A 14316-nucleotide genomic window follows, 5' to 3' on the forward strand; every position below is an offset into this window, starting at 1 on the left:
ACTATACGATGAGAAGGGGCATGTTTAGACCTATAGATTCGTATATATGCATAGAAAGAGGAGGGTGGATTCATGAAACGACCGATTATCGGGCTTGCGCTGGGCTCCGGGGGTGCCAGAGGGATGGCGCATATCGGGGTTTTATCTAGTCTTGAGAAACAAGGAATTCAGGTGGATATGATCGCAGGAAGCAGTATTGGTGCTCTTGTGGGGAGCTTTTATGCGGCAGGACAAGACGTAGAAAAAATGAAAAAACTTGCACTTGTCTTCAGAAGAAAGTATTATGCTGACTATACACTGCCAAAAATCGGTCTGTTAAAAGGAAATCGAATTTTGCAGCTGATTCACACGTTTACATATGGGAAGAATATTGAAGAAATGCGCGTGCCTCTTGCGATTGTTGCCTGTGACCTTCAGACAGGGGAGAAGGTTGTGTTCAAAGAAGGGTCTGTCTCACAAGCAGTCAGGGCAAGCATTAGCATTCCGGGTGTGTTTGTTCCGCATGAAATAGGCGGCAGGCAATTGGTGGATGGAGCGGTAGTGGACCGCATTCCTGTCTCTGTTCTGAAAGAAATGGGGGCAGATCTCATTATCGCCTCTGATGTATCAAGGGTGAAAAAAACAGAAAAGGCAACGAGATTATCGGATGTCATTATGCAAAGTTTGGACATCCTTCAAAATGAATTGGTTCGTCACCAAACCATTCATGCAGATCTCATGATTCGGCCGAAGCTCGAGACCTTTAGCTCTAGTGCGTTTACACAGGTTCAAGAAATGATTGAAGCAGGTGAACTCGCCGCCGACCAACTAAGAGAAAAACTGAAAGATGTCATTGATAAATGGGAGTGTTAATCGAATGAAAAAATTAAATATTCGCTGGCTCAGCTTTTTTGCTGTTGTTCTAGTCTTATTTGGCTTAACTTTTGTGAAACTGCCCTATTACGTCACAAAGCCAGGTGATGCAACAGAAATTGCGCCACACATTCAAGTAGACGGAGGATATGGCGAGAAGGGCAGCTTTTCTCTTATGACCATTAAAGTAGGTCCAGCCAATCCATATACGTATTTGCTTGCAAAAATGAACAAGTATGACGAAATCGTTCCAGAAGAAAATATTAAAGCGGACGGAGAGTCTGATGAGGATTATATGAAACGGCAGCTGCAGCTCATGAAAAGTTCTCAAGAAAATGCGATGATTGCCGCTTATACAAAAGCAGGAAAAAAAGTAGATTATACGTTTAATGGGGTATATGCGAGCTATGTGATGAAAGGAATGCCTGCATATGGGAAGATTGAAGTTGGCGATAAGATCAAAAGCGTCGACGGTCATACATATGAGTCAGCAGATAAAATGGTTTCGTATATCAGCAGTAAAAAAGCAGGCACGACTGTCCGTTTTGTACTTGAACGTAATGGCAAAGAAATCACGCAGAACGTGACGTTAAAACCATTTAAAGAAGAGCCAAAACGAGTGGGAATTGGCGTATCACTATTTACAGACCGTCATGTGAAAGTGTCTCCTTCTGTGAAAGTGGATATTGAAAACATCGGCGGTCCATCGGCTGGTTTAATGATGTCACTTGAAATTTACAATCAGCTGACAAAAGAAGATGAAACACATGGCTATGCGATCGCAGGAACTGGAACGATTGATGCAGATGGTACAGTCGGACCGATTGGCGGAATTGATCAAAAGGTTGTTGCAGCAGACAAAGCAGGAAAAGACATCTTCTTTGCACCGAATGATAAAGGTGACCCAAACTCTGACTATAAAAATGCAGTCAAAACAGCAAAAGATATTAAAAGTGATATGAAAATCGTTCCTGTGGATACCATGCAGGACGCACTAAACTATTTAAACAAATTAAAAGAGAAAGCATCATAAAAAAGAGCAGCCTGCAAATCAGGCTGCTTTTTTCTATCGAGATGAAAAGAGCCCGCTCTCTTCATCATATCGAATCGGTGATGTTTTAAACTCTGCTTTCGCTAATTCTGTTTGCATGGGTTCACAGATGGGAAGGCTGAACACCCTTGAAGCGCGAATATCAAGATCAAGGGCGGGATGTGAAAAGGAAGACAGTTTACTCACAAGTGGTACATCCAACTCTTTTTTTACAAGAGACAGGTACTGTTGTCCTTTCCTTGTCATTCCAAGTAAACGAATATAGGGCGCTTTTTTCTCTTCAAGCAGCGCGTGCATCGTCTTTTTCTTCACGTTCATCAATAGATGCGTATTCATCCGCTGTAATCTTGTCCACGTATATCGTTTTGTTTTGACAAGTGATAGATACTCCTCGTAGGAAGACGCATGTGTCATGGCTTTTTGCATGCGGTGTTCAATGCCTTCTTCAATTTCATAGATGCCCTCTAGTTCACTCGTATCCATTGTATGAAAAACATGTTTCAGAAAGCGAAAATAGGCTTCTTGCGTATGTAAAAGACCGTATGAAGAATGATAGTCGTGTAATTGCTTTAAAGTAGCGTCGGGGAGATAGGGCGTGACTGCTTGAAATGAGCTCTGTTCTTTTAATGCTTTTCGGATACTTGTGGCGCTTGCGATTTTTTGGTTGTCAGGCAGTTCTTCATCATGATAATCAGATGCAATTCTTTGAGACGTAAAAGGCTGCATGTGAGGAGCTCTCTCTAAGATGGCTTTAACATAATGAAAGCCTAAAATGTTATTTGGTTTGGACAAATCCAGTAAGTGTTCAGAATGAATGGCCTCTTGAAACGCACCTGCTGCGGCTGCGGGATAACTAAGACCTTCTTTCACCTTTTCTTTTGTTAAAAGGTCAATCTCTGCCTTTTTTTCATACCAAGCGTGTGCTGTGCGCTCAAATGCGTTGATCTCTCCATCCTCACTGCCGAAAAAAAGAGAATGGCATTTTAATGCATCGAGGATGGACACAGCGCCATTGGCGAAGGTTTCTGCCTTTTGTACGGCATATATGTATGGAAGCTCACACACAATGTCTACGCCGTTTTGCAGTGCCATTTTTGTGCGTGCCCATTTTGAGACGATGGCAGGCTCCCCGCGCTGGAGGAAAGAACCGCTCATGACGGCAATGGCAACATCTGAGGGGGTTTGTTTTTTCGCCTGATTCACATGATAGGCATGCCCATAATGAAATGGATTGTACTCGACAACGACTCCCACTGCTTTCAATAGATGTTCCGCCTTTCTTGCTATGGTTAAATGGTCTGTGCTACAGTAGCATAAGGGAAAAATGAAGACCATTTTTTTCAGTTTAGGCATTCCGAGAACTGATGTCAAACAGCCCTTTGACGTCATGAAGGACTGTAAAGAAAAAATATTGACAAATAGCATGATGAAAGCTATAATCATGTTTGTTGCTCTTAGAGGTGATACAATTGAAATGGACAGTTTATCAGTTACATCAAAAAGCTAAAAACAGCTTCGATTTTCATGAGACGGTTGACTTAAATGAACTTACTAGCCTTCATTCAGATATACGTCGTATTTCACCAGTAGAGGTGAAAGGGACTGGAGTGATCGAATCAAAGCAAGTCGCATTTGATTTAACCATCACAGGTGAAATGACATTGCCTTGTTCAAGAACGCTTGTTGATGTAAATTATCCATTTGCGATTTCAACAAAAGAACTATTTGTACTTCATAAGACAGACGATATAGAAGATGAAGACGTATCTGTTGTAGAAGACGATATCATCGACTTAACGCCTATAGTCAAGGAAGAAATTCTTCTTGAAGTGCCCATGCAAATCTTTTGCGACCAAGCTGACGTAAAAGGTGCTGCACCACAGGAAGGGAATGACTGGGCGGTCATTTCGGAAGATGCACATCAAAACCGAATTGATCCTCGTCTGGAAGGCTTGAAGAAGCTCTTAGAAGAAAATAATGAATCTTAACTCTTTAAGGAGGTGGGAATAATGGCTGTACCTTTTAGAAGAACTTCTAAAATGAAAAAAAGATTGCGTCGTACGCATTTCAAACTACAAGTACCTGGTATGGTAGCTTGCCCAGAATGCGGTGAAATGAAAATTTCTCATCGTGTCTGCAAATCTTGCGGAACATACAAAGGCAAAGACGTAAAAAGCAACTAATGCTTGATAAAAAAACGTGAGGGAATCTTCCCTTGCGTTTTTTTATTGATCTATTTTTTAGGTTTCTCTCCTGCAAATAGTCTATCTACTCTAGTAAGCGCATATGATGTGGTATTCAGATTCAGGGGGGATGATGAGTTGACGATTACACGGCAGGACGCATGGACACAAGATGAAGATTTACTTTTAGCAGAAGTTGTCTTAAGGCATATCCGAGATGGAGGTACCCAGCTTTCAGCATTTGAAGAGGTTGGAAAAGCATTGTCAAGAACAGCAGCAGCATGTGGATTCAGGTGGAATTCTTACGTCAGAAAGCAGTATCAGGCAGGCATTGAGCTTGCCAAAAAACAGCGAAAAGAACTGCGTAAAAAAATTGGTATCCATTCTTCGGGTTTACCGCAGCATGCGTTCACCATAGAAGAGAAGGCATCTTCTGATCAGACTGAACTGACGCTTCGAGAAGTAATTCGGTTTCTAGAGCAGCTTGAGAAAGAACCATCTGGTCCAGCTTATTTACGGGAGGAGCTTAAAGATGCACAGCATCAATTAAAATCACTCACCGAAGAAAATGAACAGCTGAAACGTCAATTAAAAATGACAGAAGAAGATTACCGGGCACTTATTGGTATTGTTGAAAGAGTCAAACAGAATATCAGCTTAAAAGATTACGCAAAATAAGAAAACGCCCCTCACAGATGGAAAGAGGGGCGTTTTCTTAATGATTAATGATTAAGCGGACTCACCAGTGTTCTTTTGAATATGTGCAGGCTCCCAAATGAGTGGGTTTTCTCCTTTATCGCGTTCCATATCATATTTCACCGCTTCAAAGCCCATTTTATCCCAAAAACCGGCAGATTTGACGCGTGGATTCGTTCGAATTGGAAGGCCGAAAGATTTTGCGAAATCAACAAGTGCTTCGCCGTATCCTTTACGCTGATATCCTGGCAACACTTCTAGCTTCCACAGCTCTAGATAATCATGATTATGGTCAAAATACGTCGTCGTCGAGCCATCTACTTGATAGAGACTCATACGTGCCACAAGCTTATCTCCAAAGTAAATCCCATAAAATGGAGAGTTGCTGTCATTTTCAATCATATTACTCTCTAGGTCTTCAAGCATGGAAAGTTCTTGTATGCCATATTCCTTAAATTGTTTAAATTCCTCTAATGTTTTGTAGTTAATCAGAAGACGTTTTACTTGTGTCATGTGATCTTCCCCCTTACACACATAATGTCGACAGTGATGTCATTGAAGGCGTTTTCATCCCATCCGCCTAAAAAAGTTTTTACACTTATTATTATAGTTTTTTAATTAAAAAAATTCAATCATAGCGCGTTATCTGCTTTTTGCATCGTAGCACGAAACTGGTAAAATAGTTGATAACATGAAGTAAACAGAAAAAGGGAAGTGCGGCAATTGAAAATTGGAATCATTGGCGGTGGTGCGATTGGTCTGCTTTGTGCCAGTTATTTATCAGAGCATCATGACATCACCGTCTTTACAAGAAGGAAACAGCAGGCAGAAGAAATTCGAGCATTAGGCATTGAACGAATGGTAAGAGGGGAAACCATTCAATCAGCTGTTGGGGCCGATACGGGGGTCAAAGGAATATTTGATTTGCTGATTGTGACAGTGAAGTATCATCATCTGCAAGATGTTCTAGAGGAATTATCGGGACTGCCTCGTCATCGGATCTTATTTTTGCAGAACGGAATGGCCCACCTCGTCGATTTAAAGAACTGGAAAGCGGCGCATCAGTTATATATTGGTGTAGTAGAGCATGGTGCAATGAAAGTGTCTGATCGAGCAGTGAAGCATACAGGAATTGGTGTCATTAAGTGGGGAGCATTTCTGCATGAGGAAAAAGGACCTATGAGTAATGGATTGTCAAAAGGCGATTTTCAAATGATTTATACAGATGAATGGAAAAAGATACTGGAGGAAAAACTGCTCGTCAATGTGTGTATTAATCCGTTGACGGCTTTATTACATGTGAATAATGGGGAATTGGTATCGAACCCATCATATGAACATATGATGACATGTGCATTTGAAGAAGCGGTTTCCATTCTACGGTTGCCTGAGAAAGATCGTCTATGGGCTCATGTGAAATCGATTTGCCATCAAACGGCTGCCAATCAATCGTCGATGCTGCAAGATATCGTCAAAGGCCGCCAAACTGAAAGAAAAGCAATCATTGGCTACCTTTTAAAAAAAGCTCAAGGTCAAGGGATGACGCCGCCATTCCTCACTTTCTTGAATAGAAGCTTGGAAGTATTGGAAAAAAAGCAAACAAAATCTTTTGAGTGAGCTCATTTACATGCTATACTTTTTTCGGGAAACTAACTATTTATTGAAGAAAGGAAGTTCTAAACATGCAATTGACTGAACTTTCCATCCGAAGTCAGAATTTATTCATACGTGATTATATAGAAGAAAAAAAAGAGATGACTGCTTTTTTTGATTATGATATACATTCTGAGCACACATGGAAAAAGAGATACGACGATCTCATGGAAAGGAGCTTCCCGCGCGAGGCTTTAGCGGATTATATGAGCGCATATCATGCAAAATTTGATTCGGCTGCCATGCGTGAGAATATTGAGAAGATCCGTGATGAACGGAGCGTCATGGTGGTTGGAGGACAGCAGGCAGGCTTACTGGCAGGTCCGCTTTATACCATACATAAAATCATTTCCATTATTCAGTTTGCCAAAGAAAAAGAATCAGCGCTTGGCGTTCCTGTTATTCCGGTCTTTTGGGTAGCGGGTGAAGATCACGATGTAGACGAAATTAACTTTGTGTACACGTCTGGCGAAAAAGGCCCAGTCAAACAAAAGCTTCCATTACATCATGTGAAAAAAACAGCTGCGAAAAGAACACCTCTCCACCAAGAAAAAACAGAGAGATGGCTTCGTGATGTATTTTCAACCTATGAGGAATCTGCTTACACAAATGACTTGTTTGATCAGCTTCTTCGATGTTTACGCAAATCAGAAACGTTTACTGATTTCTTTGAGTGGATTGTTTGCGATCTATTTGAAGAAGATGGACTCCTGTTATTGAATTCAGGAGACTTCGGCGTGAAGCCACTTGAACGTACGTTATTCAAGCAAATTGTGGAGTCGAGTGATGCGATCGTGGCTCGCTTAAATAACACGCAGGCTGCCATGAAACAAGCGGGGTATCAGCCGATTATTGAAGCTGGTGACCATCAAGCCAACTTGTTTTACGAATATGATGATGAGCGTTTCCTCATTGAAAAAGAGAATGGCCAATTTTCTATATCCGAAGTGGGGCTTACTTGGACAAAAGATGAGCTTTTGCAGGAAGTCGAGGAGCACCCAGAGCGGTTTAGCAATAATGTGGTGACCCGTCCATTGATGCAGGAAACCCTTCTTCCAACGCTTGCTTTTATGGCTGGACACGGTGAAGTGAACTATTGGGGTGAGCTGAAAGGCATCTTCGAGTACTTCGATGTCAAAATGGCACCCGTTCTTCCAAGACTGCACGTCACCATTCTTGAAAGGCACATTGATAAGAAGCTGCCGATAAGAGAATTGTCGGTTGAAGAAGTGCTGACAAAAGGCGTGAAAGAAAAGAAGGATGCGCACTTTCAGCAAAGTCTTCCAGACAGCTTTGTTCAATCGGTTCAACATGCCAAACGTGAATTAGCGAATGTTCATGAGGCCATGAGACAAGAAGCGCTAGAGATCGAACCAAGCTTTGAACAGCTATTAGATAAAAATGCCAAATTTATAGAAGACCAGCTTCAATTTGTTTATCAAAAGGTTGCAAAGCGTGTGGAAGAGAAGGAAGGATACATCCTTCGAGAATTTGAACGGATTGAAAATAGTTTAAAACCACTCGAAGCACCACAAGAAAGAATTTGGAATATCATGTACTTTTTAAACAAATATGGTCCAGAATTCTTCAAAACGTTCAAAAATCTGCCATTTTCATTTCAAAACAAGCAACAAATTGTCAAACTTTGAAATAAAGTTTTAATGAACCCTGACTAGTTCAGGGTTTTTTTTTATGTAGAAACAGTGTAAAATAAGTTTTGTGGAGAGAAGTGGTGGATAGTGGAGAGTATGGGTGAGAAAGTGGGGCTCTGATATCATGTTCATGGGTGAATACCAACATACGATTGATACAAAAGGGCGCATGATCATCCCTGCTAAATTTAGAGACGGTCTCGGAGAACAGTTTGTGCTGACGAGAGGGCTTGATCAATGTTTATTTGGCTACCCTATGAGTGAGTGGAAACTAATTGAAGAGAAACTCAAAGCACTGCCGCTAACGAAAAAAGATGCACGTGCGTTTACCCGGTTCTTCTTCTCCGGCGCAGTTGAATGTGATCTGGACAAGCAGGGGCGCATTAACATCGCATCCAACCTACTCCAATATGCAAAACTCGAAAAAGAATGTGTGGTCATCGGCGTTTCAAATCGAATTGAGTTGTGGAGTAAGTCGATCTGGGAACAATATACAGAAGAGCAAGAAGATTCTTTTGCTGAAATTGCTGAAAACATGATTGGATTTGATATATAATAATCCCTTGTGCAGCAAGCTTTCTACACATTCATTTCTATTTGAAAAAGGTGGGACCATATCATCATGTTTCAACATGAGACAGTATTATTAAAAGAAACAGTTGACGGTTTAAACGTCAAAGAAGACGGTACATATGTGGACTGCACGCTAGGCGGCGCAGGTCATAGCTCATATTTACTATCTCAATTATCAGAAAAAGGTACATTGATTGGGTTTGACCAAGACGATGCTGCACTGGATCATGCACGAGAGAAGCTCGCACATGTTAAAGCGAACATTCTTTTCATAAAAAGCAACTTCCGATATTTAAAAGAACGTCTGAATGAACAAGGAATTACAAGCGTAGACGGTGTGATTTTTGATCTTGGGGTTTCATCACCTCAGCTTGACACACCAGAGAGAGGCTTTAGTTATCACCATGATGCACCTCTTGACATGCGAATGGATCAAACCGCTGCTTTGTCGGCAAAACAAGTGGTGAATGAATGGCCATTTGAAGATCTAGTTCGGATTTTCTACAAATATGGGGAAGAAAAATTCAGCAAGCAAATCGCACGCAAAATTGAAGAAGCCAGAAAAAAAGCGCCAATTGAAACAACAGGTGAGCTTGTCGACATTATTAAAGAAGGAATTCCCGCACCTGCAAGACGAAAAGGCGGACATCCAGCGAAAAGAGTGTTTCAAGCGATCCGAATTGCCGTAAATGACGAATTGAAAGTATTTGAAGAAGCACTAGAACAAGCAATAGAGTTACTCAATCCGAAGGGGAGAATTTCTGTCATTACATTCCATTCACTTGAAGATCGGATTTGTAAAAGTACATTTAAAGAAATGTCTTCTCTTCCAGAACTTCCGCACGGACTACCAGTGATTCCAGAAGGACTTGAACCAAAACTGAAGCTGATCACGAGAAAACCAATCGTTGCATCAGAACAAGAGCTGGAATATAACAACCGTGCCCGTTCAGCGAAGCTCCGAATTGCAGAAAAAAAGTAAACGACACCATAGATGATGATAAAAAGGAGGTTTCTTATGAGTAATTTGGCTTACCAAAGAGAAGTAAAGCAACATCAAACCGAGCAGCAAGGTCAATCGGTTGTGATTAGAAGAAGAGGTTCTATTACACTTGGTGAAAAAATCTTACTTGTCATGTTTGTCATGGCTCTCATGTGCAGCTCGATCCTCATCATTTCTAAAGCCTTTGCTGTTTATCACGCAAATATCGAAGTGCAGAAGCTAGAACAGCAAGTGTCTTTAGAATCGAAAAAGATCACTGAACTGCAAAAGGAAAAAGACTTACTAAGTGAACCAGAGAGAATCATTGAAGCCGCTAAAAAAGCAGGCTTAAGCATATCGAAAGATGTTAAGAAGGTCGATTAACATGGCGATGCCTAAAAAGAATAAAATGATGAACAGAGGCGCGGCAATTGCGAGTATTTGCTTCGCCCTGTTTTTCTTTATCATCCTTGCACGTTTTATTTATATTCAGATTACGGGAACCGTTGATGGACAAGTGTTAGCTGCAAAAGCCAATGAACAATATCAATCGAAAAAAACACTTGAAGCCAAAAGAGGGTCCATTTTAGACAGAAATGGCAATGTGATTGCGGAAGATACATCTGTGTATAAGCTGATTGCGATCATGAGCAAGAAAATGACGGTCGATCCAAAGCATCCGATGCATGTCGTTGACAAAGAAAAGACAGCAAAAGAGCTGTCAAAAGTCATTGATATGAGTGAGAGTGAAATTTTAAAGCGTCTGAATACAAAAGATGCATTCCAAGTCGAGTTTGGTAAAGCTGGAAAGGATATTAGTTTTTCAACTAAGGAAAAAATTGAAAAGCTAAAACTTCCTGGGATCGCCTTTGAAAAAGATACAAAGAGGTATTATCCAAACGGCATGTTTGCTTCGAACTTAATCGGTTATGCTAGATTAGATGAAGCGACGAAGGACATGTCAGGCGCAATGGGTCTAGAAAAGGCTCTGAATAAATATTTGAAAGAAAAAGATGGCTATGTAACGTATAACAGCGACAGAAGCGGATGGGCACTTCCGAATAGTAAAGAAGACATCGTTGCCCCGAAAGACGGGAAAAACGTCACACTGACCATCGACCAAAAAATTCAAGCATTTCTTGAAGAAAGTATGACGCAGGTCGCTAAAAAATATAAGCCGAAGAAAATCATTGCGACAGTCGTTGATCCGAAAACTGGAAGAGTTCTTGCAATGGGACAGCGGCCAAGCTTTAATTTAAATGAACTCGACATTACGAATTATAACAACGATGTCATTTCCTACGCATTTGAACCAGGTTCAACGATGAAAATTTTTACACTTGCTGCTGCTATCCAAGAAGGAGTGTACCAAGGCAGTGACAAGTATCAGTCTGGTACTTATAAAGTAGGCGGTGGTCTTGTAAGAGACCATAACAACGGAAATGGCTGGGGAAAAATTGATTTTCATGAAGGTGTTCTACGTTCTTCAAACGTAGCTTTTGCGAAACTGGCAAAAGAAAAGCTAGGTTTCACACGCTACGAACAATACTTACAAAAATTCCATTTCTATGACAAAACAGGCATAGATTTGCCGAACGAAGCGTCTAGTAAAATCAATTTCAGATACGAATATGACAAAGCATCGACTGCTTATGGTCAGGCGTCCGCGATTACCCCAATTCAGCAAATTGAAGCGGCGACAGCCATTGCCAACGGTGGAACGATGATGAAGCCATATGTAATTGATCATATTACAGACCCGAACACAAACAAAACAATTTTACAGCACGAACCAACCGTGGCAGGAAAACCAATTTCTTCTGATACAGCGAAGCAAGTCCGTGACATTTTAGGTGAGGTCGTTTCCTCAAAAATTGGCACAGGACAGCCATATCAAATCAAAGGTTTTGATGTCGCTGGGAAAACAGGTACAGGACAAATTGGCGGTGCTGGCGGCTACCTTCAAGGGAGAAACGATTACGTCTTTTCATTCATGGGAATGGCACCAAAAGATGATCCGAAGCTACTCGTTTATGTCGCTGTCCAACAGCCTCAGCTATCTGAAACACAAACAGGCTCTGCCCCTGTTTCAGAAATCTTTAACCCTGTGATGAAAAATAGTTTGCTCTATCTAAATATCGCACCAACAAAAAAAGACGATAAAAAATCTGGCAAACAGAAAATAAAACAAGAAACAATGCCATCATTCCTAGATTTAGAAGTGAAACAGGCAGAAACAGAAGCAAAAAACAAAAAGTTATCACCTGTTGTCATTGGTGACGGTCTATCCATTAAACGCCAATGGCCAAATGCGGGCTCTGAATTCTCTGAAAGCCAGAAAGTCTTTTTGAAAACAGCAGGGAAAACCATTAAAATGCCTGATATGACAGGCTGGTCCAGAAGGGAAGTTCTTCAATATGCGTCTATTTCAGGTGTGCATATTGAAACAAATGGACAGGGATATGCTGTCAAACAAAGCGTGAAAAGTGGAGCGGAGATTTCAGATAAAGTCGTCACAGTGACCTTCAAAAGTCCAAATTAACTTGAAAACCTAGCAAATCATTTGCTAGGTTTTTTTCTTTTGCTTGAGCGATGGACGAGATCGTTCTATAAAAAGACGAGCCTGCATATGATGAAAACAAGCCATATGTAAGGAGTGAACCGGGCGTGCGAGTGTCAAGTGTAACAGTGAGAAAACGATTGCTTTTCGTGCTGCTGTTTGGGGTGATCATTTTTTTCATCATAGATACTAGATTAGGATATGTGCAGTTTATTATGGGCGAGAAGCTGACAAGTTTAGCGAAAGATTCATGGAGCCGTAACCTTCCATTTGAACCAGAACGAGGAGATATTTTGGATCGAAATGGAGTGGAGCTGGCGACGAACAAAAGTGCTCCCTCTATTTTAGTCGTGCCGCGGCAGGTGAAAGACCCAGCAGAAACAAGCAAAAAATTAGCAGCAGTGCTGAATATGTCTGAGGAGAAAGCGTACAAGCATGTCACCAAGAAAACGTCTATAGAACGAATTTCCCCAGAGGGGAGAAAAGTATCTCATGAAAAAGCAAAAGAAGTCAGAGAGCTTGATTTAGATGGAGTCTATGTAGCAGAGGACAGCATCAGACATTACCCGTTTGGAAGTTTCTTATCTCATGTATTAGGTTTTGCTGGAATTGATAATCAAGGCTTACTTGGGCTAGAAGCGTACTATGATGATGACCTAAAAGGTGAAAAAGGCTCTGTGAAATTTTATTCTGATGCAAAAGGGCAGAAAATGCCAGATGAAGCAGATGATTATACACCGCCTAAAGATGGGCTTGATATGAAATTAACCGTTGATTCAAAAGTGCAAACCATCATCGAACGAGAACTAGACAATGCTCAGGCAAAATATAACCCAGATGGCATGATTGCCATTGCCATGAATCCGAAAAATGGTGAGGTTCTGGGAATGTCGAGCAGACCTGACTTTGATCCGGCTGACTATCAATCAGTTGATTCAAAAGTATTTAACCGAAACTTACCGGTGTGGAGCACATATGAGCCAGGATCGACGTTTAAAATCATTACACTGGCAGCTGCCCTGGAAGAAAATAAAGTAAATTTAAAACGTGATCATTTTTTTGACAGCGGATCTGTGACAGTGGATGGCGCAAGGCTCAGATGCTGGAAAAAGGGAGGACATGGATCACAGTCGTTTCTAGAAGTGGTACAAAACTCTTGTAACCCAGGATTTGTCGAGCTAGGCGACCGTCTTGGAAAAGATAAACTATTTTCTTATATTAAAAATTTCGGCTTTGGTCAAAAGACAGGAATCGACCTTCAAGGAGAAGGTAGAGGAATTTTGTTCCCGCTTGATCGTGTTGGTCCTGTAGAACAGGCAACAACAGCCTTTGGTCAAGGTGTATCTGTTACGCCGATTCAACAAGTAGCTGCAGTGGCAGCCGCAGTAAATGGAGGAACGCTTTACACGCCGTATATTGCAAAAGAATGGATCGATCCAATTACAAAAGAGGTAGTGAAAAAGCAATCACCAATTGCCAAGAAGAAAGTCATTTCAGCGGAGACGTCTAAAGAAATCAGGTATGCCCTTGAAAGTGTAGTCGCTCAAGGAACTGGTCGGAATGCATTCGTTGAAGGATATCGGGTGGGCGGAAAAACAGGAACAGCACAGAAAGTAAAAGACGGAAAGTACATGGAAAATAACCACATTGTGTCATTTATCGGGTTTGCACCTGCGGATGATCCAAGCATTGTTGTATATGTAGCAGTAGATAACCCAAAAGGCACGATTCAATTTGGTGGGACAGTAGCAGCACCTATTGTGGGCCATATTATGCGAGACAGTCTGCCTGAAATGGGCGTGAAAAAAAGAAAAGGACAAATTGAAAAGAAGTATCAATGGCTGGACACAAAAACCATTGAGGTACCGAATCTTGTAGGAGGATCTGTTTCTGACCTTGAATCACTCCTGATTAATCTAAAGATTGATGCTTCAGGAACTGGCAGCAAAGTGGTGAAGCAATCGCCTGCTGCCGGCACAAAGGTCAAAGAAGGTTCCACGATCCGATTATACTTAAATGATGAATAATAAAGAATGAACAGAGGGTAGCCGCACTCATTCGGCTGCCTCTTTTTGTTGAAAGAGAAGGGTCGCTTTAAAAAAAGAGCATAAAGT

General features: G+C 41.3%; 14 protein-coding genes. 12 read left to right on the forward strand and 2 right to left on the reverse strand.

The features are described from left to right. Positions 1-72 precede the first annotated feature (72 nt). Both KVT11_RS03315 and KVT11_RS03320 read left to right on the forward strand, forming a co-directional pair. Entirely contained in the window at positions 73-852 is a 780-nt protein-coding gene (locus tag KVT11_RS03315) for a patatin-like phospholipase family protein (protein WP_008345016.1), read from the forward strand. A 4-nt stretch (positions 853-856) separates the two neighbouring features. Further along, complete coding sequence (locus KVT11_RS03320) at positions 857-1885, forward strand: SepM family pheromone-processing serine protease (RefSeq protein ID WP_017359372.1); 1029 nt, start codon at positions 857-859, stop codon at positions 1883-1885. Between the two features lie 33 nt (positions 1886-1918). Here the strand turns inward: KVT11_RS03320 and KVT11_RS03325 are convergent, their stop codons facing one another. Further along, positions 1919-3166: a nucleotidyltransferase gene (locus KVT11_RS03325; RefSeq protein ID WP_189337191.1), complete on the reverse strand. Its 1248-nt coding sequence runs from the start codon at positions 3164-3166 to the stop codon at positions 1919-1921. Between the two features lie 206 nt (positions 3167-3372). Here KVT11_RS03325 and KVT11_RS03330 point away from each other — a divergent pair, with 206 nt between their 5' ends. From KVT11_RS03330 to gerR, 3 genes are all read left to right on the forward strand, one after another. Continuing rightward, positions 3373-3891 (forward strand): YceD family protein, encoded by a 519-nt coding sequence (locus tag KVT11_RS03330; protein WP_008345010.1) that lies wholly within the window; start codon positions 3373-3375, stop codon positions 3889-3891. 21 nt (positions 3892-3912) lie between these two features. Further along, a complete protein-coding gene (rpmF, locus tag KVT11_RS03335) occupies positions 3913-4086 on the forward strand; it encodes a 50S ribosomal protein L32 (RefSeq protein WP_008354700.1) in 174 nt (57 codons plus the stop codon). Between the two features lie 138 nt (positions 4087-4224). Beyond that, the gene (gerR, locus tag KVT11_RS03340; RefSeq protein WP_017359370.1) at positions 4225-4764 is read left to right on the forward strand and encodes a sporulation-specific transcriptional regulator GerR; all 540 of its coding nucleotides are present in this window, start codon (positions 4225-4227) and stop codon (positions 4762-4764) included. Between the two features lie 51 nt (positions 4765-4815). On the opposite strand, the gene KVT11_RS03345 is transcribed toward gerR, so the two are convergent. Continuing rightward, the gene (locus KVT11_RS03345) at positions 4816-5295 is read right to left on the reverse strand and encodes an N-acetyltransferase (protein ID WP_007499784.1); all 480 of its coding nucleotides are present in this window, start codon (positions 5293-5295) and stop codon (positions 4816-4818) included. Between the two features lie 210 nt (positions 5296-5505). Between KVT11_RS03345 and KVT11_RS03350 the strand changes: the two genes are divergently transcribed. The 7 genes from KVT11_RS03350 to KVT11_RS03380 all read left to right on the forward strand — a co-directional run bounded on the left by KVT11_RS03350 (position 5506) and on the right by KVT11_RS03380 (position 14229). Further along, positions 5506-6399, forward strand: coding sequence for a 2-dehydropantoate 2-reductase (locus KVT11_RS03350; protein WP_046527243.1), 894 nt, complete (start codon positions 5506-5508; stop codon positions 6397-6399). Positions 6400-6464: 65 nt separating this feature from the next. Beyond that, positions 6465-8084, forward strand: a complete 1620-nt coding sequence (gene bshC / locus KVT11_RS03355; protein ID WP_116306825.1) for a bacillithiol biosynthesis cysteine-adding enzyme BshC — start codon at positions 6465-6467, stop codon at positions 8082-8084. A 127-nt stretch (positions 8085-8211) separates the two neighbouring features. After that, complete coding sequence (gene mraZ, locus KVT11_RS03360; RefSeq protein ID WP_003211163.1) at positions 8212-8643, forward strand: division/cell wall cluster transcriptional repressor MraZ; 432 nt, start codon at positions 8212-8214, stop codon at positions 8641-8643. A 66-nt stretch (positions 8644-8709) separates the two neighbouring features. After that, the gene (rsmH, locus tag KVT11_RS03365; protein ID WP_007499781.1) at positions 8710-9642 is read left to right on the forward strand and encodes a 16S rRNA (cytosine(1402)-N(4))-methyltransferase RsmH; all 933 of its coding nucleotides are present in this window, start codon (positions 8710-8712) and stop codon (positions 9640-9642) included. A 36-nt stretch (positions 9643-9678) separates the two neighbouring features. After that, entirely contained in the window at positions 9679-10026 is a 348-nt protein-coding gene (gene ftsL, locus KVT11_RS03370; protein ID WP_008344998.1) for a cell division protein FtsL, read from the forward strand. A 7-nt stretch (positions 10027-10033) separates the two neighbouring features. After that, positions 10034-12184, forward strand: coding sequence for a penicillin-binding protein (locus KVT11_RS03375; protein ID WP_210552467.1), 2151 nt, complete (start codon positions 10034-10036; stop codon positions 12182-12184). 125 nt (positions 12185-12309) lie between these two features. After that, a complete protein-coding gene (locus tag KVT11_RS03380; protein ID WP_017359366.1) occupies positions 12310-14229 on the forward strand; it encodes a stage V sporulation protein D in 1920 nt (639 codons plus the stop codon). The last annotated feature ends 87 nt before the right edge of the window (positions 14230-14316 follow it).

It is taken from the genome of Bacillus sp. GbtcB10, assembly GCF_019091365.1.
In the GTDB taxonomy this organism is placed as follows: Bacteria; Bacillota; Bacilli; order Bacillales; family Bacillaceae; genus Bacillus; species Bacillus altitudinis.

Excerpts from the sequence above, each read along its gene's own strand:
- KVT11_RS03315 (WP_008345016.1), top strand. The coding sequence starts at position 73 with ATGAAACGACCGATTATCGGGCTTGCGCTGGGCTCCGGGGGTGCCAGA.
- KVT11_RS03320 (WP_017359372.1), top strand. The coding sequence starts at position 857 with ATGAAAAAATTAAATATTCGCTGGCTCAGCTTTTTTGCTGTTGTTCTA.
- rpmF (WP_008354700.1), top strand. The coding sequence starts at position 3,913 with ATGGCTGTACCTTTTAGAAGAACTTCTAAAATGAAAAAAAGATTGCGT.
- KVT11_RS03345 (WP_007499784.1), bottom strand. The coding sequence starts at position 5,295 with ATGACACAAGTAAAACGTCTTCTGATTAACTACAAAACATTAGAGGAA.
- bshC (WP_116306825.1), top strand. The coding sequence starts at position 6,465 with ATGCAATTGACTGAACTTTCCATCCGAAGTCAGAATTTATTCATACGT.
- mraZ (WP_003211163.1), top strand. The coding sequence starts at position 8,212 with ATGTTCATGGGTGAATACCAACATACGATTGATACAAAAGGGCGCATG.
- rsmH (WP_007499781.1), top strand. The coding sequence starts at position 8,710 with ATGTTTCAACATGAGACAGTATTATTAAAAGAAACAGTTGACGGTTTA.
- ftsL (WP_008344998.1), top strand. The coding sequence starts at position 9,679 with ATGAGTAATTTGGCTTACCAAAGAGAAGTAAAGCAACATCAAACCGAG.
- KVT11_RS03375 (WP_210552467.1), top strand. The coding sequence starts at position 10,034 with ATGCCTAAAAAGAATAAAATGATGAACAGAGGCGCGGCAATTGCGAGT.